Below are 22,708 nucleotides of genomic sequence, written 5' to 3'. Positions count from 1 at the left end.
TTAATCAGCTTGTGGGCGCATATGCGGGAATAAAATAACGTCTTTAATTGTTGATGAATCAGTAAATAACATTACTAATCGGTCAATACCAATACCTTCACCAGCGGTAGGCGGTAAGCCGTACTCAAGTGCGCGTATGTAGTCTTCATCGTAATGCATTGCTTCATCATCACCTGCGTCTTTCTCTTCAACTTGACGAGTAAAGCGCTCAGCTTGATCTTGTGCATCGTTAAGCTCCGAGAAACCATTTGCAAGCTCACGTCCGCCAACAAAAAACTCAAAACGGTCGGTAACAAATGGGTTTTCGTCGTTACGACGCGCCAGTGGAGAAACTTCCCACGGGTAACCAGTAATAAATGTAGGTTGGATAAGCATGTGCTCAGCCGTTTCTTCAAATATTTCACATAAAAACTTACCTGGGCCCCAAACGCAGTTTTCAGGAATTTTTACATGTACTTGTTTAGCGTACGCTTTTAATTCGTCAAAGTGGTTTTCTGGATCGTTAAATACCGCAGCATCAAACTCAGGGTTATATTTTAAGATAGCATCAGCCATGCTTAAACGTGTAAACGGTTGCCCAAAGTCGTACTCTACCGAGTCGGTTACTTCGCCGTTTTCGTCTTTTGTTGTATTAATAACAATTGGGCTGCCCAATACGTTAGTTGCAACAGTACGTAGCATGTCTTCGGTGATATTCATCAGGTCAATGTAATCAGCATACGCTTGGTAGAACTCAATCATAGTGAATTCTGGGTTGTGACGCGTTGATAACCCTTCGTTACGGAAGTTACGGTTAATTTCAAATACGCGGTCAAAACCACCTACCACTAAACGCTTAAGGTAAAGCTCAGGCGCTATACGTAAGTACATATCTATATCAAGTGCGTTATGGTGAGTCACAAACGGACGCGCAGATGCACCGCCAGGAATAACCTGTAGCATAGGTGTTTCTACTTCCATAAAGTCGCGCTCGGCTAAAAAGCGACGAATACCTTCAACTACTTGTGAGCGAATACGGAACGTTTCGCGCGTTGCTTCGTTAGTAATTAAATCAACGTAGCGTTGGCGGTACTTAGTTTCTTGATCTGATAAGCCATGAAATTTCTCTGGTAATGGGCGTAGTGACTTAGTAAGTAATTCGTACTCTGTCATTTCTACGTATAAATCGCCTTTACCTGATTTATTAAGTGCGCCTTTAACACCAATAATATCGCCAATATCTAGTTGACCATATTTTGCTTTTAAGTCTTTTTGCACATCTTTAGATGCGTAAGCTTGTACACGGCCTTTCATGTCTTGAATTGCCATAAAAGGACCACGTTTAGCAAGAATACGTCCAGCAATTGATACAACATGCTGAAGCTCTACTAATTCTTCTTTACTCTTATCACCAAACTCAGCCTGTAAATCAGCCGTGTAATGTTCACGACGGAACTGATTAGGATGACCGTTGGCTGGGCAATTTGCGCGAATAGCGTCTAATTTGCCGCGACGCTCAGCGATTAACTTATTTTCGTCTTGGATTTGATCAGTCATTTTTTAGCTCTTTTTTAGCTTGGTGGTTATAGGCCAGATTTTAGGCTGGCTTCAATAAATTTGTCTAGGTTGCCGTCAAGTACCGATTGCGTATTACGGTTTTCAACACCAGTTCGTAAATCTTTAATACGTGCATCATCAAGTACGTAAGAACGAATTTGGCTTCCCCAGCCAATATCCGACTTTGCGTCTTCTTGAGTTTGCTTTTCAGCATTTTGCTGCTGAAGCTCAAGCTCAAATAATTTAGCTTTTAACTGCTTCATTGCTTGGGCTTTATTTTTGTGTTGTGAACGCTCGTTTTGACACTGTACAACCGTGTTGGTAGGTACGTGGGTAATACGTACTGCCGATTCGGTGGTATTTACGTGCTGACCACCCGCGCCCGATGCACGGTAAACGTCTATACGTAAATCTGACGGATTAATATCAATTTCAATGTTGTCATCTACTTCTGGGTATACAAACGCAGAGGCAAACGAGGTATGACGACGGCCACTTGAGTCAAACGGGCTTTTACGTACTAAACGGTGCACACCTGTTTCTGTACGTAGCCAACCGTATGCGTATTCGCCAACAAAGCGCACTGTTGCGCCTTTAATACCTGCTACATCGCCATCGGTAGCCTCTACAAGCTCAACTTTAAAACCTTTGGCTTCGCCCCAGCGTAAATACATACGCAGTAGCATGTTACACCAGTCTTGTGCTTCAGTACCGCCAGAACCCGACTGTAAATCTAGGTAGGCGTCGTTTGAATCGTGAGAACCCGAAAACATACGACGGAACTCTAAACCTTCAAGCTGTTTATTTAAGCCTTCAAGCTCAGTTTGCGCTTCAACAAAGGTTTCTTCGTCTTCAGCTTCTATAGCAAGCTCAAGCAACCCTTCAACGTCGTCGGCGCCAGCCACTAAGTTATCGATTGTTTCAACAACCGCTTCTAGTGCTGATTTTTCTCGGCCAAGTGCTTGTGCACGCTCAGGCTCATTCCATACGGCTGAATCTTCAAGTTCGGCGTTTACTTCTTCTAAGCGTTCTTGTTTAAGAGCGTAGTCAAAGGTACCCCCGAAGCAGTTCAGTACGTTCGCGAATTTCCTTGATTTGATTAATCACAGGATTCACTTCAAACATGTACATTACTCCAAAATGGCTAGATTATTACGCGCTAAAATTAGCTAATTACGCAATAAATTATCGTCAAATGATAAAAACGCCCGATTTTAACAAAAAACCGCGCGCTTTATTAGCATTTTATGCATAGTTGCTGCATATTTTTTAATGCACTTTTTCAAGCTCTCTTACTATTAATTGCAAGCTAAACTTACCTCTAAACTCGTTTATGTCGAGCTGATACGCCACTTTAACAAAACGAGCTTCGGTGTCGGGCCATTCTTTTACATCAATACCAAAGGCAATGGCATCAACTAATCGCCCTGATTGATGTTTAAGCACTAATTTTAAATGCTTTTCGCCCACAATACGCTGTTGAATAACTTCAAAGGTATGCTCAAATACCGGCTCTGGAAATTGCTGTCCCCATGGGCCTGATTGCTTTAATAGCTGAGCAAACTCCATCGTAAAGCATTCGTTTGGCAGCTCGCCGTCGGTAAATACAATACAGCGTTTGCTTTCTTCGCTAAGCTGAGCTGTTACAGCTGCATCAAACGCTTTTTTAAAGTCGTTAAAGTTTTGCTCGTTAATACTCAAACCAGCAGCCATTGCGTGGCCACCAAATTTATTAATTAAGTGTGGGTCGGCGGTATTTAGCCCTTCGAGTAGGTCGCGCATGTGCAGCCCTTCAATAGAGCGGCACGAACCTTTTATTTCGCCGTTTTCGCCACCAGCAAAAATAACGGTTGGACGATGATATTTTTCTTTTAAGCGGCCAGCCAAAATACCAATAACACCTTGGTGCCAGTCATCTTGAAACAAACAAATAGCATCGGGAATGTTATCGTCACTAAAGGCGAGCCTATCAAGTACGGCTTGCGCCTCGGCTTGCATGCCCTGCTCTATTTCGCGCCTAGCATGGTTTAAGCTATCAAGCTCACCAGCAATGCGCCTTGCTTGGTTTATATCGTTACTTAACAAACACGCTATGCCTAAGCTCATATCATCTAATCGACCTGCGGCATTTAAACGCGGCGCTAGCGAAAAACCAAAATCACTGGCACTTAAACGCGCTGCATTTCGGTTAGCCACTTCAATAAGTGCAGTAATACCTGGGCGAGTATTACCACTTCGAATGCGCGCTAAACCTTGATGTACTAAGGTGCGGTTATTTGCATCAAGCGCAACCACATCGGCCACTGTACCTAGTGCAACTATATCGAGTAGGTTAGCTAAATTTGGTGGTGGTTGCTGTTCAAAGTAGCCTTGCTCGCGCATTACGCTTCTAAGGGCAATAAGTAAGTAAAAGGCAACACCAACCCCTGCTATTGATTTAGACGGGAAGTTACACTCGTGCCTATTAGGGTTTACTATTGCATCGGCATTAGGGAGTTGCTCACCTTGTAAGTGGTGATCTGTTACCAACACTTTTATACCCACTGCCTTTAAAATATCAATACCGGCAATACACGAAATACCGTTATCTACAGTTATAACCAGCTCAGGGTTTATTTGTACTATTTGCTCAGCCAATGCAGGGCTTAAGCCATAGCCTAAACTAAACCGGTCTGGTATTAGGTAATCTAAATGCTTAAAGCCAAACATCTCAAGGCCTTGCATTAAGGTAGCTGTGCTAGTTGCGCCATCGGCATCAAAATCGCCAACAATTAAAATACGACTTTGCGCGTTTAAAGCATTTACTAACAACTCGCTTGCTTTGTCTATGTCTTTAAATAGTTTGAAGTCGTGAAGTGTAGCTGCACTGTTATTTAGCTCATCAGCATTAATTACATTTCGCGTGGCATATATTTGTTTTATAACGGGGTGTAAGTTGCTCGGTAGGTGTGAGTCGTCAACGTTTTCTCGCGCAATGATCAGTTTTTTCATGCAATTGCTAACTTTTAAATTCAAAATAAAAAGACAAAAAAAGGCCATTACGGCCTTTTAATAAACGTAAACGCCTTATTAAGACGCTTTGTTTGCCTCAAGCGCTGCTTTTAAAGCGGCTGCTGGCTGGTAACCTGGGATCATTGTACCATCTTCTAATACAATCGCTGGCGTACCGCTAATACCAAAGCTTTGGCCTAGTTGGTAATGCTCGGCAACCGGTGCACTACAGCCTGCAACTACTTTAGTGTCTACGCCCGACTTAGCCTCTGTTAGCGCTTCTTGCTGATCGCGTGCGCACCAAACATTCATTAAATCAGCATAACCAGAACCTTGCAGTCCACCACGCGGAAACGCTAAGTAACGCACTGTAATGCCAGCGTCTAGTAAGTCGTCTAGTTCGCGGTGTAATTTACGACAGTAACCACAGCTAATATCAGTAAATACAGTAATTTGATGTTGCTCATTTGGCGCTTTATAAACAATCATAGAATCTTCGTATTCTTTAACGCCTTCAACACGTACGCCATTTAGCGCTTGCTCTGTTAAGTTACTACGGTTGTTTAAATCGATTAGCGTACCTTGCATTAAAAACTGGCCGTCTGGGCTTGCGTAAAGTACACCTTTATTTGTAATTAGCTCTTTTAAACCGGCAACTGGGCTTGGGTTAATTTGCTTAACCGTTACACCTAAAGTGGCAAATTTAGTAACAATAGGATCATCAGCACTTGGAGTTACAGCAACGCCATTTGCAAATGCACTAATACTTGTGCACAACATGGCACCTGCTAACATTAATTTTTTCATAACTTCTCTCTATCCTAAAAATACTTATAAACTGACCGGCTTAGTAACAAAAAATTTCAACTTAAGCGCGTGGATGATGCTGTGCGTGTACCGATTTTAACCGTTCATTAGCAACATGGGTATAAATTTGTGTGGTTGATAAGTCGCTGTGTCCTAGCATCATTTGCACCACACGTAAGTCAGCCCCATGGTTTAGTAAATGCGTAGCAAAAGCATGGCGCATCGTATGGGGAGATAATGGAGACTCAACTGATGCCAAAATAGCATAGTGTTTAATTCTATGCCAAAAAGTTTGTCGGGTCATGCCTACACCACGCTTTGACGGAAATACAAAGTCGGTCGCGTGTTTGATCATTTGTGCGCGCCCACCTTTTAAAAACTGTTCAAGCCAATACATGGCCTCTTCGCCCAGTGGCACTAAGCGCTCTTTGTTACCCTTACCTTTTACAAACACTACCGACTGGCGCAAATTTATTTGCTCCATACGCAGCCCCACGAGCTCGGTTACACGTAAGCCCGTAGCATAAAGTAGCTCAAGCATCGCTTTATCGCGCAGTCCCATTGGGTCTTCAATATTAGGTGCATTTAATAATGCTTCAACCTCCGCCTCTGAAAGTGTTTTAGGTAACGACTGCCCTGCTTTTGGCTGGGCAATATTAACCATAGGAGAGTCAGCTATTACTTTTTCGCGAACAAAGTACTGATAAAAACGTTTTAACGCACTTATGCTGCGCGCTGTGCTTCGCGGCTTTAAACCTAAATCAACACGATGAGCTAGGTAACTTTCAACATCGAGGCTGGTTACTGTCATTAGGTTTTCGCCTTTTAAAAACTGGCAAAACTTGTCTAAATCGCTGCGGTACGCGCTTAGGGTGTTTTCGCTAACACCTTGTTCTAAATACAAGCTATCTAAAAAGGTTTCTAAAAAGTCGCTATTGCTACTTAGCTCGGTATTTTGTTCAGGTAAATCGTCTGGTAGCGTTGTCACGTTGTGATCTCTTGTTGGTAATACCACGGTAGAAGGTATCAATTAAAAATACCTTACGGTAAACTGCGCCCTATCATAACAGGCAATTACACAGTGATAAATACGATGCAGATTGGTTTATTTTTTGGCTCTACTACGTGCTATACAGAAATGGCAGCAGAAAAAATTCGCGACATTATTGGCGCCGATGTAGTGACCTTACACAACATTAAAGACGAACCACTAAAAAATGCAGAGCAGTACGACTTTATCATCTTTGGTATTTCAACATGGGATTTTGGCGAAATACAAGAAGACTGGGAGTCTAAGTGGGACGACATAAAAGACGTAAACCTAAATGGTAAAACCATTGCTTTATTTGGCATGGGCGACCAGCAAGGTTACGGACAGTGGTTTCAAGACGCCCTTGGTATGCTTCACAATGAAATAAATACCCAGTCGTTTACGCAACTTGGCTTTTGGCCAAACGACGAAAACTACGAGTTTGAAGCTTCAAAAGCACTTACCCCTGATGGTAAATACTTTGTAGGACTCGCGCTTGATGAAGACAGCCAATACGAGCTAAGCGATGAACGCATTGCCAGCTGGGTTGAGCAAGTAATGACCGAGTACAGCGAAACGCTATAAACATATTTAAGCGCAGCCCTTGCTGCGCTTTTGATTATTTACTCTACACGCTCCCAATATTGGTTACGGTAAAAAAAGCCAATATAGCCACGAACTTCTAACGTTTTACCGTCGTTTTGTGGCGTTAGTTGCACTGTGTAGGTTTTGCCATTAGTTGGGTCGAGTATTTCGCCATCTCCCCATACGCCATCATCTTCTGGTTTTACATCAGTAATAATGGTCATACCCAAAATAGGCTGATCTTTTAATGCGCCATCGCACTCTTTACAAATGCCATCTTGCTTAGCAGGGTCTAAAATAGAGTCTACCTTGCCGCTTAGTATATTGTTGTTTTGAGTAATACGTACGTACGATTTAGCTTCGCTTGTATCTTCATCAATGGTTTTCCAAAGCCCTACAGGGCTCATGTTTGCAAGCGCACTTTGGCTTACAAATAAAGCCGCTGCGAGTGTACTTTGCAAAGATAGTTTATTTAATTTTTTCATTATGTTGCCTTAATTTAAAATGGCGAATAAAGCGATAATACCAGCTGATTTATAAACACACTATTAAAGCATCGTACCTAAAAGCAAAAAACCTAACCTAATAATTATTAGCTTAGGTTTTAGGCTATGTAGCGTAAAAATTAAAGTAACGTATTACCTCACTTTAAAAACAACATCCCCTATTTTTAGATTTGAATATTCAGACTCAACTAAAGATAATTCATTACTATCAATCATGTTTTTAAGGTATCTAATTTCTTCAGGATTTTCGACATCCATATACTTTGAGCGCCACTTACCCATATCAAATAACCAAAAATATGCGGCTATATTTTCATTATTTTCGTCAACCACTATAAAATCTAGCACTTTATCTTTATTTAAATCCATACCAATAAAATAATAAGTATGTTCTTTTAAAGAGTTACGCTCGTAAAAATGTTGTTCAGAAAATACTACTTCTATTAAATCTTGAGGTATTAGCGTTTGTGATGGCCAAAATACACTACGCTCAATAAAATCATCTACGGTGTGTTCTAATGTTAAAGCATATTCATTATTAACATACATTCTATCAATAATAGCGTATTGCTCTGGATGACTAGTTTCTATTTTCTGTTTTAATAACTGCATAGCTAAATAACCTTGGCGACCTAAGCTGTACTCAAAATAGTAATAGTCAAATTTTTCTATTGTTACTTTACCTGCATCTAAACGCGCTATTTGGCTATTTGTAGATAAGCTTTGAAAGTTTAATAAAGGAGAGTTAACAGCAAGCATACTCACTAATACCACCCAGCCCATTACAATATTTATTTTACTAAGCGGCTCTAGCCAATTATCTCGTTTTGTTATAATTCCAACAAGGTAACTAAACGAAAAACACGCCAATAAAAACCAAATTAAAATACCCCAACAACGATCTACTGTTAGCCCATGCTGCTCTACCCGTAAGTAAATTCCATAGGCCGAAATAACACTATAAACGGGAAGTAACGCAACGCTTATAAAAACGAGTCGATGCAAGAGCAAGTGATAAGGGCGAACTGATGAGTCATCTTTATAAACAGTATTAACAAAAAACAACGTGAGTACCTGCAGCCACATTACTAATAAACTGCCACTTCCGGTTTCCCATAATTTATTGAGTCCGGTAAAAGGAAGTGTTGCTAAAAAACCGAGAGAAATAACTGATAAAACAGGAAGTAAAAACTTAATTAAAGTTTGCAGTAAAAAAGCGATATTATCTTCAATGTTCAAAAGCTTTCTAAATATGATACTCGCAAAGGCAAATGCAAGCGTTAAGGTTGGGATCCAAAACCATTCATCTCTTAGTAGCTCAGAGAAAAACTTTATATCTAAAATATCAAATAAAGCCGCACCTAAATTTAGTATTCCCCAAAAAATAAGTACGAACAGCCAACATTCTCCAAAAATTATAAAATTACGCCAAGAGAGCTTAAACAATCGACTATAGCTAACATTTTCTGAGCTACTAAATTGTTGTATGTACATAAGGCCTTTAAAGCCAGCTATTAAACTAGTAAAAATAAAAACTGACATTAAAGTGTTATTACTTACGTACTCTTGAGGTTCTTGCTGAAAGCCTGCATACGCACCCAATAAAGATAACAACAAAGAAAAAGGAAGGATTAAAAGTAACGACGTTTTTATATTATTTTTATTAACGGTCATTAGCATTAATAAAGGAAAGCTCATAGAGAATGTAATAAGTGAGACTAACCATGTAGGGCTTGTTGCTGGCCACACATTATTTTCTAAACTGCTATACAAAAGGGTAAGAGCAATAGCCTGTAATATGGCAAGTGTAATTATAAAGGGTTTAGGTAGCTGACTATCCATATCTGTTCTCAGCGATAAGTTTTAGTCAGTTTGCGTTATTCGTTCCTATTTTACAATTACTTTACATTTTCAAATAAAATGCTTTGCACAACGCTACATAATTAGCTGTGTAGCTATTATCTAAGTTTCTAATGCACAGGATTGAGGATTCGATATCGCTTTTTAGATAGCTAAATGTCATTAAACTGCGACTGATATCTTTATTGGGAGTGGCTTTTACTCGGCAATGTGCATTTAAATACAACCCATTTTGAGTAGCAAGCTTAATAAATAACGCTCCTTCAATGCTGGGAAGTATTAAGCTAAAGCGAGAGCCACTATGGCTGAAACGTTTAAAAGTATTTATTAACTCGTCAAAGTTTAATCCATCAGTGTGGCGGGCAGTGTTACGGGCATCGTTTTCACCTTTTAAGCTGTGATTAAAGTAAGGTGGATTAGAAATTACAACATCAAATGGCTTCGTGTATTCAAACGCTTGAATTGTTGTATGCACTACGTTGATATTAGGCCATGGGCTATTAGCACTGTTTTGAAGCGCTTGATTGTAAGCAGCTTCATCAACCTCTACAGCGGTTATTGCAAGATCATTACTTCGCTGCTGGCACATTAACGCTAGCAACCCCGTGCCGGTGCCTATATCGAGTAGTGACTTTGCATCACTTAAATTAGCCCACGCGCCAAGCAAAATGCCATCGGTTGAGACCTTCATTGCACACCTGTCGTGCTCTACCTTAAATTGTTTAAACGTAAACCCTGACATTTTTTCACCTTTTCGTTCACCAACTGGCGTATAGCGCGTATAATTGCAGGTAATTGTCCCTTATTTTAGACACTCTATGCAATTTTCTGAATTTGATCTTGATACCAAGCTACTCGACGCCATTGATAAAATGGGTTACGAAACGCCAACTAGCATTCAACAACAAGCTATTCCTGAGGCACTACAGGGGCGCGATATTTTAGCATCTGCACCTACTGGCACAGGAAAAACAGCGGCATTTTTAATTCCTGCCATTCAATACTTATTGGATTTTCCACGTCGTGAACCTGGTTTTGCCCGCGTATTAATAATGACCCCAACACGTGAGCTGGCATATCAAATTCATGAACAGTGTGAACTACTTGCTAAACGTACGCACCTAAAAATTGGCGTGGTAACGGGCGGCATTAACTACGGTACTCACAAAGAGATTTTTGAAAAAAATAATGATGTATTAATTGCCACTCCAGGGCGATTAATGGAATACCTAGAAACTGAAAACTTTCATGCTGAACATGTAGAAATGCTTATTATTGATGAAGCTGATCGCATGTTAGACATGGGTTTCAAAAAAGAAATGAGCCGTATCTGCGACGAAGCTAAAAACCGTCGTCAGTGCTTTTTATTCTCGGCAACGCTTGAAGGCGACAGCGTAGAACGATTTGCAGAAACAACGCTAAACGACCCTGCTCTACTTGAAGCTGAATCGTCACGCAAAGAAAAAGCAAAAATTCACCAGTGGGTTCACCTTGCGGATGATTACCACCATAAACTAGAGCTTTTAGTAAACACCCTAAATGGCCCAGACGTAACTAAAGCTATTGTGTTTGTTAAAACGCGTGAGCGCCTTGAAACGCTAATTGGTGAACTTACTAATAATGGCGTTAAAGCGGCGTGGTTGCGCGGTGAAATGCCACAAGATAAGCGCATGAAAGCCATGGAAAACTTTCACAGTGGCCGTACTAAAATACTTATCGCTACAGATGTTGCAGCGCGTGGTATAGATGTATCAGACATCAGCCATGTAATTAACTTTGACCTACCACGCACCGCAGATGTATACGTACACCGAATTGGTCGTACAGGCCGTGCTGGTAAAAAAGGTGTAGCAATATCGCTTGTTGAAGCACACGACATTGGCATTTTATATAAAGTAGAGCGCTACATTGAGCAAAAACTTAAACGCCGTGTAATTAAAGGTATTGAGCCGCAGCATAAAGAAGCTAAGCCGCCGGCTAAAAAGCGTAAAGATCCGGTAAAAATGAAAGCTAAGAAAAAAGCGAAGGTTAAAAAGAAAAAGTAACCTAAAACATTTTTATATTAAAGCCGGCATTAGCCGGCTTTTTAAAGAAACCCTTATAGACTCTGCCCTTTGTACCCGTTACAAATGTAACCCATGCATGTAACTCATACTCAGTAAAATGTAATTATTGCCCACCTGAATTCTCACTTAATAAAATATCCTTATATTTCAATGCATTAATTTTGGCACTGAAATTGTAACTGTAAGAATAACTCAGCAAACAATTGCTGCACTATTCACCGTAATGTAAGGATAAAGTTATGAACCGCTTCAAGTTAACTATCGCTTTAGTATCATTTTGTTGTTTATTTTTATTAGCTTGCGCTACAAAGGTAAGTGCAGCAACCAACATGGCCGTAGTAAGCAGTGTAGCCACTCAACCTAACTTGCAGCAATCAATAACGAATACATTACGCACTAACCCTAATTTAGAGCTAAACGATATTCGAGTGCAGGTAAAAAATGGGGAAGTTGATTTATACGGTGAAGCACAAACAGGTTTTCAGCGTGCACTAGCTCAAAAGTTTTTAGAAAATATGGATGGGGTTAAAATCATTCGAAATAAAATTAGTGTTATTTAATACCTCCCTCTCTTAACTTATTCCTCAGCGCTGCTTGTTACTCCAACACAAGTGGCGCTTTTTATTTTAATTCTTCTAATTGTTTAGCCACATCACTTATTTTAAAACTATTTTTTTGCGAATAATAACTATCTACAAACACTTCTTCAAAATTGCTCACTGTAGAGCCTTCATTTAGCTCAAAAGGAAAACCCTTAAGTTCCTTTGTTTTTGTGTTGAACTTATAAACAAAATTGTCACCACTTATACCTGAAGAAAAAACATACTGTTCGTTATTTAACCACCCTCCAGTTTGATGAAACAAACCGATATTAAAGCGGTTAGTTGTTTGATGAAGTCCAATCTTGAGTATATGCCTTTCATTAAATGCAGACTTGGTTATTTCAATAGTTGGTACAAACCAAAAACCTTGGGTGTCCCCTGCAAAAACGGCTAAAAAACCACCACCTGGCGACCAACTAACTAAACTACTTTCAGACTTCATATCCGGACATAAAGAGTTGTCTTCATCGCAAAATTCTAATAACTCTTTTCTTCTCACGTATGCATTTTCATCAGGTAAAGTTAGCTTGGATATAAAATTATTATCGCGATCAAAAAAAGTAATTCCTGCGTTATCATTTTCAACTGTTAATTGATAACTTAAACCATACCGTTTATTAAGCTCTTTAGTATTATCTTGCTGAGTATTATTTAATGAATTGCAGCCTATAATAAAACTTAAAATAAATAAAATGATAGAACAATGAGTTATGCTTTTTTTATTCATGTAAATGCCGAGCCACTTGTGGTAGTGATTTTAATAATCCTGATGAATCTTTTGGTACAATAATAACACCAGATAACCAGTTAAATAAATTCAAAGGTGTTTTTTCGTAAAGGCTAGCACCAATACCATCCCAATGAACTTCATAAACATATCCTTCAGAAAAAAGCTATGTATGCATACCACCATTTGAAACGCCGAATCCAAAAGGAACTTTTCTCATGGTGTTATAGTCAACTATATTAAGTGTTGTTGGGCCTACTTTTAAACCTCTTGATTTATAGATCTTCCACAAACCTTGCTCCTGAGCCGATTCTTTATCAGTTGGGCGATAATTCGTCATAGCATGATGAACAGGGACATTATAGTATTTACCATCCCTTTTAACTTGCTGCAAATATGCCAAAGGGTGTTTATTTTCGCCATCTGCGGGGTGATTAATATCAGCATTAATATAAACGGTTTCCCAACCGAGGTTACTCACTAAATATTGAGCTGTAATAATACCACTGTGTCCCTTTTTCCAAATCGTATTTTTAGCCTCACTATTGCCTACCTCTGCAAACGCAGCAGACATTACATTCAATGCATAAGTGATGCAGTCTGTAGAAGTAAAACCTTTTAGTCGTAATATTGTTTATTCCTAATATAAAGTTGTGAACCAACTTCTTTAGGATGATGATTATAATATTTAAGTAGGTGTTTTTTTGCGTTTGAAGAAAAGGAGCTCATTAAAATAATCCATTATTTTTAAAGTGTTAAATTTAAAGTACGAAAGGTTAAATAACAATCAATATTTTAAGACTACTTAATTAATGGTATATATCAGCGTGCTTTTACTTTGTAAAAACGCGCTGATAGTCAGTAACTATTTCCTAATGCTTTTACCTTGTGGGTTTTAAATTATTTACTCACCTTGGCTTGCATCAGTATTATTATCACCCTTTTTATTTGCTGATTGCTGACTTATTTTATCGCTTATCATGGCATCGAGTTTTTCGCCGCCTTTTATACCAAAATCTAAAGTCCGTATTGGGAATGGAATACTAATATCAGCTTCATCAAGTGCTTGTTTAACTGCCACTACGCCCTTGTGGCGTACTGTCATAAAGTCTGGCTCGCCAGGATATTTAATCCAAAACCACACCAGTAGATTAATACTACTGTCGCCAAAACCTTCTGCGTATACAGCGGTTTCGTCTTTGCGTATTACAAAGTCAAATTCGTTAATTTTATCAACTATAACCTCTTTGGCTTTTTCAATATCATCGCCATACGAAATGCCGACTGGCACTTCTATGCGCCTAACGCCTAACGTGGTGTAATTTTTTAACACGTTTCTAAATAATACCTTGTTTGGTACTAGGATTAACTGCCCGTAAAAGCTCTCTATTAGCGTGTTACGCAGGTTTATAGAATGTATTGAACCGAATACGTCATCGGTTTCAATTACATCACCCGCTTTAAATGGTTTGCGTATTCCCATAGCTATACCGGCTATTAGGTTTTCGGTCATGTCTTGAAATGCAAAACCAATAGCTAAACCCACAATACCTGCACCGGCAAGTAGTGAGGTAACAGTGCCCTTTAACCCAACAAAGTCGAGCGCTATAAATAAGCCAATACAAAGTACAATAACTTTAAATATAGAAGCCATTAAGTCAGCTATTTGTGTAGAGTCGAGAGAGCGGCGTAATACGTTTTTCATCAACTTACCGGCATATCGCGCTAATATAGAAAACACGAGTGCGATAACAATAGCGACAATAAAATTAGGAATGTGGCTTATTACTACATCAAACCAGCCACCAAGTTTTTCTTCTATCAGTTTTTCGGCTTCGCCAACGGTTGGCATATTCATCATAGTGCTGTACCTGCTTGTTAGTCGTTAATTAATTTTAGACAATGTTTGCAAGTTTAGCGCCAGCATAAAAAAAGCCATGCAATGCATGGCTCTTTTAGTAATTATTAAGCTTAAATAAAACGCGTTAGTTTTGCTCGTCGCGCATAAATACCGGCTCAAGATCTTTAGTTGTTGCCTCGGGGCTAAAGTAATAACCCGCAACAGTAAACTCTTTTAATTGGCTGAGCTGCGTTATTTGGTTTTCTATAATGTAACGGGCCATCATGCCGCGCGCTTTTTTAGCGTAAAAGCTAATTACTTTATACTGACCTTTTTTGCAGTCTTTAAAATGTGGCGTAATAATTTGTGCATTAAGCGCTTTTTTATCTACCGCTTTAAAATATTCGTTTGAAGCAAGATTAACGAGGTATTGTGCGTCTTGCGCTTTTGTTACTCCGTTTAGCTTGTTAGCAATAATACTGCCCCAAAATTCATACAAGTTTTTACCACGAGGGTTTTCAAGCTTGGTACCCATTTCTAGGCGGTAAGCTTGCATTAAATCAAGTGGTTTTAATAACCCGTATAAACCTGAAAGAATGCGTAAATGGCTTTGAGCGTACTCTAGGTTACTCGCGGTAAGTGTGGCGGCATTTAAACCACCATATACATCGCCGTTAAAGGCAAGTACTGCTTGTTTAGCATTACTTTGTGTAAATGGCTGCGCCCACTCACTAAAGCGTGCTGCGTTAAGCCCAGAGAGCTTATCGCTAATTTTCATTAGGCTGCCAATTTGCGCTGGTGTTAGTTCTCGGCATACTTTCATGAGCTCTTCGCTGTGCTCTAGTAATTCAGGCTGAGTGAACTTGTCTGTTGCGGGTGGCGTGTCGTAATCAAGATTTTTTGCTGGTGAAATAACAGTGATCATAGTTAGCTATTGACTTGTAATTTATTTAATGTCAATTTCAACATTAAATGAAACGAAAAGCACGTTTTGTTTAAATAAATCCTCCCTTAAATAACTCATACATCGCCGTTATTCTATTGATAAGGACATAAGACCTATCAAGCATTGTCACACTGTTGCAGTATGGATTGTATATATTAAGGGTGTTTAGATTTTCTTTTAACTTGCTTGGAATGAGGAAAGCAAATGACTTCAGCTCTACAAAGGCTAAAACAACATTCATCTATCGTAGCCGACACTGGCGATATTGAAGCGATCAAAAAGCATCAACCAGAAGATGCAACCACAAACCCATCGCTTTTATTAAAAGCGAGTGAGATTGAAGCTTATAAGCCTTACCTAGATAAAGCTTGGAGCTACGCAAAAGAAACCGAGCAAGATGCAGCTAAACAACTTGAACTTGCATGTGATTACTTTGCAGTATTGCTTGGTAAAGAAATTAGTGAAATTGTACCGGGTTACATTTCTACAGAAGTAGATGCTCGCCTTTCGTTTAATACCCAAGCTACAATTGATAAAGCCCATACGCTACTTAGCCTTTACGAAAAAGAAGGCGTAAGCAAAGACAAGATTTTAATTAAAGTTGCGTCTACGTGGGAAGGCATTAAAGCCGCTGAGCAGCTAGAAAAAGAAGGGACTAAATGTAACCTTACTTTATTATTTAGCGATGCCCAAGCACGTGCGTGTGCCGATGCAAACGTATTTTTAATCTCACCATTTGTTGGCCGTATTTTAGATTGGCACGTGGCTAACGGCATGGAAAAACCAACTGATCCGCTACAAGATCCTGGTGTTCAGTCGGTTCGTAGCATTTTTGAATTTTACAAACGTCATGATTATAAAACGGTTGTTATGGGCGCAAGCTTTCGTAACACGGGCGAAATTATTGCCCTTACAGGTTGTGACAAGCTAACTATTAGCCCTAACCTTTTAGAAGACTTAGGTAATTTAGAAGGCGCACAGGAATACCTACTAGAAACAGATATTCCTAAAGAGCCAAAACCTGAGCCGCTTACAGAAGCCCAGTTCCGTTGGTTACATAACCAAGATGCAATGGCGACTGAAAAGCTAGCAGAAGGTATTCGCTCTTTTGCTGATGCACAAGAACAATTAGAAGCACGTTTTAAAGCAATGTAATTGGTTTAAACGTACTTTAAAAAACGTCGCAATTGCGGCGTTTTTTTATGTCTAAAAAACACTAACTATTTGCATAAACCTTCATCAATCAATCACACTTTCGTAACATTAATGTCACTTTTTTATTCTATTTTAGCTAGGCCTGTGGTATAGGTATTCTTGAGGTCAATAAAATCAATAGGAGAAGTACATGGATAGCCTAAACGATATATTAGAGATATTAGAAGGTCCTAATACAACACGGAAAACCTCTCAAAAAAATAAAAAAAGAAAGTGGCGGGAAATAGAAGCAATAAAAGACAAACACCGTTTACGTAAAGAACTAGAAGAATACGATTACTTAACAGACAGTATTGCGATTGACGAGCTAGACTTTTAATCCTTTACAACCAACTAAACAAAAAGGCTTTCACTATATGAAAGCCTTTTTTAATGCGTTGCTTTTAGTTAGTTAAACCTGCCAATTAATGGGTTTATTACCTTGTGATTGTAATAAGTCATTAGTTTTTGAAAAGTGCTGACAGCCAAAAAAACCACGATGTGCAGAAAGCGGCGAAGGATGCGGCCCTTTTAAAATATGATGACGTGCACTGTTTATACTTTTACCTTTTTTTTGCGCATGTGCGCCCCATAAAATAAATACTACACCTTCGCAGTGCTCGTTTATATGCGCAATTACGTTATCGGTAAATTGCTCCCATCCTAAATGCTTATGAGAATGCGCTTGCCCTTGCTCAACAGTAAGTACCGTATTAAGCAAAAATACGCCTTGTTCTGCCCAGCTTTGCAGGTAACCGTGTGCTGGAATAGTAAAGCCAGTAATATCGGTGGCTAACTCTTTATACATATTTTTAAGCGACGGTGGCAGTTTTTTAACCTCAGGCAATACCGAAAAACACAAACCATGTGCCTGTCCTTCGCCGTGGTAAGGGTCTTGCCCCAAAATAACCACTCGAATGTTGTTAAGTTCTGTTGCATCAAAAGCGCTAAATACTTGCTGCTCTGGCGGATAAACTGCAACGCCTTCTTCTCTGCGCTTAGTGACATAATCTAAGGTTTGCAACATATAGGGCTGCTGTAATTCGCTTTGTAAAAAGTCTGACCAATCGCTCATTGTGTGCTCTTAATTTGTTTGCGTGATACATCTATTTTATCACACATATCAGCAAGCCCATCGAGCATACGCGGCGAAAAACGATGCAATAAATCGGCATTTACACTAATAAAATGATTATTTTTAACCGCAGGTACTTCTGGCCATTTTTGCCAATCGACAACCGGTTGTGGTGTTTTTGATTTTTCATCAGGGGTAATAATAATTTGCGGCTTAGTCACAACAACATTTTCGATACTAATCTGCGGGTAGTCGGTATCGCTTTGTGCAAACACATTACTTACATGACATGTTTCAATAAGCTGGTTTATCCATGTATTTTTACTTACCGTCATCATTGGCTCTGGCCATAGTTGATAAAAACCAGTTAATATTTTTTTGCTTTGCTGCTGTTTTTTAATTTTTTTTAGCTTAGTAATAAATGCGTTTGCTACTTGCTCGCTTTGCTCAATACGCCCAGTAAATTTACCAAAAGTAATCAGCTCGTTTGCAACTTCTTCTATTTTTTTGGGATCACTTAAATGTACTTTTATACCTAGGCGTTTAATTTGTTCTAAATCTTCACTTTGATTGCCACTTTTCCAACCAATTACTAAATCAGGTTTTAGCGCTAATAATTTTTCAAGGGAAATACCATAGTAACCACCAATGCGCTCAATACTTTTAGCCTCAGCTGGATAATCGGCGTAATCAACAGTACCGACAATATTACTCCCCGCGCCTATAGCAAATAGGTTTTCTACTATATGCGGCGCAAGTGCCACTACACGTATCTTATTAGGATTTGTTACTTCATTTGCAGCTGCATTGCCTAATAAACTGCATAGCCCAAGTCCAACTAAAAGCGCTTTGTACATTAGTAATCAAACCCTTCTAATGCTTTTATTCCTGAGTCGAACGCATGTTTTACATTACGTACTTCACTTACTGTGTCTGCAAGATCGGTTAAAGTGCGATGCGCTGCACGACCGGTAATAATAACCGACTGCATAGGTGGGCGGTTATTAAGCGCACTGACCACTTCATTTAGGTCAATGTAGCCGTAAGTCACCATGTACGTAAGTTCATCAAGTAATACTAAATCAATACTGCTATCTGCAAGCATACGTTTAGATTCTTGCCATGTTGCTTGCGCAGCAGCAGTGTCGGCCTCTTTGTTTTGCGTATCCCATGTAAACCCTGTATTCATTACTGCAAATTCAACGCCTGCACCTTGCAATAAATTACGCTCGCCACATTCCCACGTACCTTTAATAAACTGACATACAGCGGCTTTTTTACCATGACCAACACAGCGCGCAACCACACCAAAGCCAGAGGTTGATTTACCTTTACCATTTCCTGTAATTACTTGGAATATACCTTTTACGTCTTGCGCGGCAGCAACACGCGCATCTACCTGCTCTTTTACTTTTTGCTGGCGTTGCTGGTGCTTATCGTTGCTTTTATCTGTCATTATTGTGCCCTTCATAAATCGATATAATTTGTTGTATGTTTAAGTGTGCCTCGCACATAGTTGCTAAGCGTTCTAATTGCTGTTCGCGGTGCTCGGCAATACTAATTGGCTTTATTGCGGCCTCTGGTTTTACCCAGTTTAAAATTTGCGATGTGGCGCTGGCCTCATCAAATAAACCATGTAAATAAGTGCCTGCTATAGCATTATCATCACTAATAAAGCCATCGTTTACAAACCCATTAGGATGCTCAGTAAAAGTTAAAAATGGCTTATTAAGCGCTGCCCCTATACTAATACCTGCATGTATTTCGTAGCCACTACACGGTGTTTGTAAATCATTTAACTGCAGTGTTGCTGATAATTTAGAGAGTACTTTTTGCGTACTCAATGTGGTTTCAAAATCGCACAGGGCAAGCCCCGTTATTTGCTTTAACGACGACTCCACTCCATCTGGATCGTTGATTGTATTGCCCAGCATTTGCATCCCTCCACAAATGCCAAGTACTTTGCCACCATAGCGTAAGTGTTGCTTTATTTGTGTATCCCAACCTTCGCTTTTTAAAAAGGCTAAATCCCCGAGCACATTTTTACTACCCGGTACAATGATCAGATCAACTGCTGGGATCGTTTGCGTGTGGCGTACATACGTTATATTAATATTGGGATGCAAACGCAGTGCATCAAAGTCGGTATGGTTACTAATATGAGGCAATAAAAGTACTGCAATATTAATGGTGGCACTCGTCACTTTGTTATCTATCGCAACGGCATCTTCAGCATCAAGGGCTAAATCGTGCAAATACGGAAGTACACCAAGCACTGGCTTATTTGTGTATTGTTCAAGCCAATCAAGCCCGCTTTGCAATAAGCTTATATCGCCCCTAAAGCGATTTATAACAAACCCTTTTACGCGCGCTTGTTCTGATTCGCTTAGTAGCGCTAATGTACCCACTAAGTGTGCAAACACGCCGCCTTTGTCAATATCAGCAATGATAATGACCGGGCAATCTACCGCTTCGGCATAACCCATATTTGCTATGTCGTTTTCACGTAGATTAATTTCAGCCGGGCTACCAGCACCTTCAACCAGTAATAAATCAAAACGTTTAGCTAAGCGGTTATGCGAGGTAAGTACTGCATCCATTGCCACTTTTTTATAGTCGTGATATTTACCCGCTTCCATATTACTAATAGCTTTGCCATGAATAATAACTTGTGCGCCAGTGTCGCTATTAGGCTTAAGTAATATGGGGTTAAAGTCTATCTCTGGCTCTACCTTTGCAGCTATTGCTTGAAGAGCCTGGGCACGGCCAATTTCGCCTCCATCTTTAGTTACCGCACTGTTAAGTGCCATATTTTGTGGCTTAAATGGAGCAACATTTACTCCTCGCTTTGCAAACACTCTGCAAAGCGCCGCTACTAACGTGCTTTTACCCGCATCTGATGTAGTGCCTTGAACCATTAGGGTTTTCATTGGGCTACACCTTCGACTTTCTAAAAAACAATAAACTTAAAAAAAACACACTACCTATTGCAGCCGTAATAACACCGACAGGTAGCTCTTGGTTTTTTAATAGTGAGCGTGAAAACACATCAACCCACACCATAAATGTGCCGCCAACTAAGCTAGTCACTAATAGGCCAGCGACACTACCTTGTGATATAAAAAAGCGCACAATATGCGGTACCATCAAACCTACAAAGCCTATACCACCACACATTGCCACCAGCACTGCGGTTATTAACGAACTTAAAACAAGCATTAAAATTCTAAATCGATGTACCCGCACACCCAGCGTTATGGCACTTTCATCGCCCAATAGCATTGCATTAAGCTGCCTTCTGAAGCTCAGCATAAAACCAATGCACACAACAATAACGACTAACGGCAACCAAAGCGTTGCCCATTGCGCACGTGCAAAGCTACCTAACGTCCAAAACAAAATAGCCGCAACAGCCTGAGGATCGCTCCAATAAAGTAATAAGCTAGTAAATGCGCTAAATAAAAACGACAATGCAACACCTGCCAACAACATAGACTCAACTTGAGCACTTTGCTGCCTACCGGCTATAAGTATTAATAAACTCATTGCAGCCAAACTGCCTAAAAGCGCCGCAGTAGATAACATAAAACCAGCGCTAATGCCTGTAAAAGCCATAAGTACTACCACTCCAAACGAAGCCCCCGATGATATACCGAATAAGTATGGATCGGCGAGCGGATTGCGCGTGACGGTTTGCAAAATAAGCCCTGCAATTGCTAATCCTGCGCCTGCCATAAACGCAAGTAACGTACGTGGCATTCTTAGCTCGTAAATAATACGCGTATTAAAAGAGGCTTCATTTGACAGTAAAAAACTATTTAACACATCCTCAAGTGAAGTATCTGCTGCACCAAAACTAAGTGCTGCAAATAAGCTAAATAACGCAGCTGTAATGCTTATAAATAGTGCAAGTGAGTGACGAGTATTAACTGCGCTCATATTATTCATAACCATAAAAGTAAGTGATGTGAGGAATGCTATTTCCCGCTTTAGATAACTGTGGATGGCTATTTACTTGAGCGCATACACCAAAAACGTCGCCTAGCATGCTTTCGGTTAACACCTCAATTGGCGTACCCGAATGCGTAACTTCGCCGTTTTTAATAACGAGCAGCTCATCACACATTGCAGCAGCTAGGTTTAAATCATGAAACGATGCAAATACAGTTACACCGAGCGATTTAGCCAGCTCCATAACTTGTATTTGGTATTTAACATCTAAATGGCTGGTTGGTTCGTCCATAATTAATAACTGAGGTTGCTGCACAATAGCGCGAGCTATTAAAGCGCGCTGCTTTTCGCCGCCAGAGAGCGATTCAAAACTTTGATTACTGTGTTGCTCAAGCCCTACAGTATTGATAGCTTGGATGATATTTTGTTTATCGCTATTGGTTACTGAACTAAATAACGATTTATGAGGAGTAAGCCCAAGCGCAATAACGTCAAATACACTTAGGTTAAATTGTGAAGGTGTTTCTTGAAGTACCACAGCGACTTGCTTTGCATAATCTTCACTTTTAAGTTGCCAAATATCGTGGTTATTAAAAGTAATCTGCCCTGATATTGGCCGGTTAAAACGATATAAACAACGTAGCAAACTCGACTTACCCGCCCCATTCGGCCCGATTAGACCCACAAACTTACCTGGCGATATTTGCACATTAATATTATTTAAAATGCTTTTATTGGCAATCCCCCACGAAACATTATTAACGTTAAGTAAAGGTGTGTTTGGCGCTGATTTAGTGTGCAACAGTGAGTCCTTGGTAGGCGTGCACTCACTAACAATACAGCTAACAATACCTAGTGCATTAATAAAAAATGAGTAAGCCCGCTCGTTAAAAAAATTTTACCAATCTGCTTAGATACAGAAGCTATTAAGCGATAAATTTAACTCGCTAAATTGTTCAAATATTTATGCTAATTGGTATTGCTCATTTGTA

The 22,708-nt window shown here is 39.7% G+C and carries 23 protein-coding genes; 5 read left to right on the top strand and 18 right to left on the bottom strand.

Annotated elements, in window-relative coordinates:
* The 5 genes from lysS to xerD form a co-directional block, all read right to left on the bottom strand.
* Positions 1–1,536, bottom strand: coding sequence for a lysine--tRNA ligase (lysS, locus tag ATS74_RS14135; RefSeq protein ID WP_058549516.1), 1,536 nt, complete (start codon positions 1,534–1,536; stop codon positions 1–3).
* 26 nt (positions 1,537–1,562) lie between these two features.
* Positions 1,563–2,661, bottom strand: a protein-coding gene (prfB, locus tag ATS74_RS14130) for a peptide chain release factor 2 (RefSeq protein WP_104643288.1) whose coding sequence is annotated in 2 segments (ribosomal slippage) — positions 1,563–2,585 and positions 2,587–2,661 — 1,098 coding nt in all. Because the reading frame shifts where the segments join, the coding sequence is not laid out codon by codon here.
* Between the two features lie 144 nt (positions 2,662–2,805).
* On the bottom strand, positions 2,806–4,527 hold the full coding sequence (gene recJ, locus ATS74_RS14125; RefSeq protein ID WP_058549514.1) for a single-stranded-DNA-specific exonuclease RecJ: 1,722 nt from the start codon (positions 4,525–4,527) through the stop codon (positions 2,806–2,808).
* Positions 4,528–4,605: 78 nt separating this feature from the next.
* Entirely contained in the window at positions 4,606–5,334 is a 729-nt protein-coding gene (gene dsbC / locus ATS74_RS14120; RefSeq protein ID WP_058549513.1) for a bifunctional protein-disulfide isomerase/oxidoreductase DsbC, read from the bottom strand.
* A gap of 61 nt (positions 5,335–5,395) precedes the next feature.
* Entirely contained in the window at positions 5,396–6,322 is a 927-nt protein-coding gene (xerD, locus tag ATS74_RS14115; protein ID WP_058549562.1) for a site-specific tyrosine recombinase XerD, read from the bottom strand.
* Between the two features lie 105 nt (positions 6,323–6,427).
* On the opposite strand from xerD, the gene fldB reads away from it, so the two are divergent.
* Positions 6,428–6,949: a flavodoxin FldB gene (gene fldB / locus ATS74_RS14110; protein WP_058549512.1), complete on the top strand. Its 522-nt coding sequence runs from the start codon at positions 6,428–6,430 to the stop codon at positions 6,947–6,949.
* Between the two features lie 38 nt (positions 6,950–6,987).
* On the opposite strand, the gene ATS74_RS14105 is transcribed toward fldB, so the two are convergent.
* The 3 genes from ATS74_RS14105 to ATS74_RS14095 all read right to left on the bottom strand — a co-directional run bounded on the left by ATS74_RS14105 (position 6,988) and on the right by ATS74_RS14095 (position 10,057).
* A complete protein-coding gene (locus ATS74_RS14105) occupies positions 6,988–7,434 on the bottom strand; it encodes a DUF2147 domain-containing protein (protein ID WP_058549511.1) in 447 nt (148 codons plus the stop codon).
* Between the two features lie 153 nt (positions 7,435–7,587).
* Complete coding sequence (locus ATS74_RS14100) at positions 7,588–9,297, bottom strand: DUF4153 domain-containing protein (RefSeq protein WP_058549510.1); 1,710 nt, start codon at positions 9,295–9,297, stop codon at positions 7,588–7,590.
* A gap of 61 nt (positions 9,298–9,358) precedes the next feature.
* Positions 9,359–10,057 (bottom strand): tRNA1(Val) (adenine(37)-N6)-methyltransferase, encoded by a 699-nt coding sequence (locus ATS74_RS14095; protein WP_058549509.1) that lies wholly within the window; start codon positions 10,055–10,057, stop codon positions 9,359–9,361.
* A gap of 76 nt (positions 10,058–10,133) precedes the next feature.
* Here ATS74_RS14095 and srmB point away from each other — a divergent pair, with 76 nt between their 5' ends.
* Positions 10,134–11,360, top strand: coding sequence for an ATP-dependent RNA helicase SrmB (gene srmB / locus ATS74_RS14090; protein WP_058549508.1), 1,227 nt, complete (start codon positions 10,134–10,136; stop codon positions 11,358–11,360).
* 260 nt (positions 11,361–11,620) lie between these two features.
* Positions 11,621–11,941, top strand: a complete 321-nt coding sequence (locus tag ATS74_RS14085) for a BON domain-containing protein (protein ID WP_058549507.1) — start codon at positions 11,621–11,623, stop codon at positions 11,939–11,941.
* Positions 11,942–12,002: 61 nt separating this feature from the next.
* On the opposite strand, the gene ATS74_RS14080 is transcribed toward ATS74_RS14085, so the two are convergent.
* The 4 genes from ATS74_RS14080 to yaaA all read right to left on the bottom strand — a co-directional run bounded on the left by ATS74_RS14080 (position 12,003) and on the right by yaaA (position 15,475).
* A complete protein-coding gene (locus ATS74_RS14080) occupies positions 12,003–12,710 on the bottom strand; it encodes a hypothetical protein (RefSeq protein ID WP_058549506.1) in 708 nt (235 codons plus the stop codon).
* 166 nt (positions 12,711–12,876) lie between these two features.
* The gene (locus tag ATS74_RS14075; RefSeq protein ID WP_058549505.1) at positions 12,877–13,284 is read right to left on the bottom strand and encodes a hypothetical protein; all 408 of its coding nucleotides are present in this window, start codon (positions 13,282–13,284) and stop codon (positions 12,877–12,879) included.
* A gap of 330 nt (positions 13,285–13,614) precedes the next feature.
* Positions 13,615–14,571, bottom strand: a complete 957-nt coding sequence (locus ATS74_RS14070) for a mechanosensitive ion channel family protein (protein WP_058549504.1) — start codon at positions 14,569–14,571, stop codon at positions 13,615–13,617.
* 124 nt (positions 14,572–14,695) lie between these two features.
* Positions 14,696–15,475 carry a peroxide stress protein YaaA gene (yaaA, locus tag ATS74_RS14065; protein WP_058549503.1) on the bottom strand — a complete coding sequence of 260 codons (780 nt, stop codon included), beginning with the start codon at positions 15,473–15,475 and terminating at the stop codon, positions 14,696–14,698.
* Between the two features lie 225 nt (positions 15,476–15,700).
* Here yaaA and tal point away from each other — a divergent pair, with 225 nt between their 5' ends.
* Both tal and ATS74_RS14055 read left to right on the top strand, forming a co-directional pair.
* A complete protein-coding gene (tal, locus tag ATS74_RS14060) occupies positions 15,701–16,651 on the top strand; it encodes a transaldolase (RefSeq protein WP_058549502.1) in 951 nt (316 codons plus the stop codon).
* A 190-nt stretch (positions 16,652–16,841) separates the two neighbouring features.
* Positions 16,842–17,030 (top strand): DUF3545 family protein, encoded by a 189-nt coding sequence (locus tag ATS74_RS14055; protein WP_058549501.1) that lies wholly within the window; start codon positions 16,842–16,844, stop codon positions 17,028–17,030.
* Between the two features lie 72 nt (positions 17,031–17,102).
* On the opposite strand, the gene ung is transcribed toward ATS74_RS14055, so the two are convergent.
* From ung to ATS74_RS14025, 6 genes are read right to left on the bottom strand one after another with little or no spacing between them, the layout of a single operon-like run.
* Positions 17,103–17,765 carry a uracil-DNA glycosylase gene (gene ung, locus ATS74_RS14050; protein ID WP_058549500.1) on the bottom strand — a complete coding sequence of 221 codons (663 nt, stop codon included), beginning with the start codon at positions 17,763–17,765 and terminating at the stop codon, positions 17,103–17,105.
* Positions 17,762–18,622 (bottom strand): cobalamin-binding protein, encoded by an 861-nt coding sequence (locus ATS74_RS14045; protein ID WP_058549499.1) that lies wholly within the window; start codon positions 18,620–18,622, stop codon positions 17,762–17,764. Before ATS74_RS14045 ends, ung begins: the two co-directional genes overlap by 4 nt.
* Positions 18,622–19,221: a cob(I)yrinic acid a,c-diamide adenosyltransferase gene (gene cobO, locus ATS74_RS14040; protein ID WP_058549498.1), complete on the bottom strand. Its 600-nt coding sequence runs from the start codon at positions 19,219–19,221 to the stop codon at positions 18,622–18,624. Before cobO ends, ATS74_RS14045 begins: the two co-directional genes overlap by 1 nt.
* Positions 19,211–20,695 (bottom strand): cobyric acid synthase, encoded by a 1,485-nt coding sequence (locus ATS74_RS14035; protein ID WP_058549497.1) that lies wholly within the window; start codon positions 20,693–20,695, stop codon positions 19,211–19,213. The genes cobO and ATS74_RS14035 overlap by 11 nt, the downstream gene beginning before the upstream one ends.
* Before the next feature lie 4 nt (positions 20,696–20,699).
* Positions 20,700–21,704 (bottom strand): FecCD family ABC transporter permease, encoded by a 1,005-nt coding sequence (locus ATS74_RS14030; protein ID WP_058549561.1) that lies wholly within the window; start codon positions 21,702–21,704, stop codon positions 20,700–20,702.
* A 1-nt stretch (position 21,705) separates the two neighbouring features.
* A complete protein-coding gene (locus tag ATS74_RS14025) occupies positions 21,706–22,518 on the bottom strand; it encodes an ABC transporter ATP-binding protein (protein WP_058549496.1) in 813 nt (270 codons plus the stop codon).
* Between the last annotated feature and the right edge of the window lie 190 nt (positions 22,519–22,708).

This window comes from Pseudoalteromonas sp. H103, assembly GCF_001469205.1.
GTDB classification, from domain to species: Bacteria; Pseudomonadota; Gammaproteobacteria; order Enterobacterales; family Alteromonadaceae; genus Pseudoalteromonas; species Pseudoalteromonas carrageenovora.
Note: the sequence above shows the minus strand (reverse complement) of the source record. Positions and strands in the feature narration are given on the sequence as shown.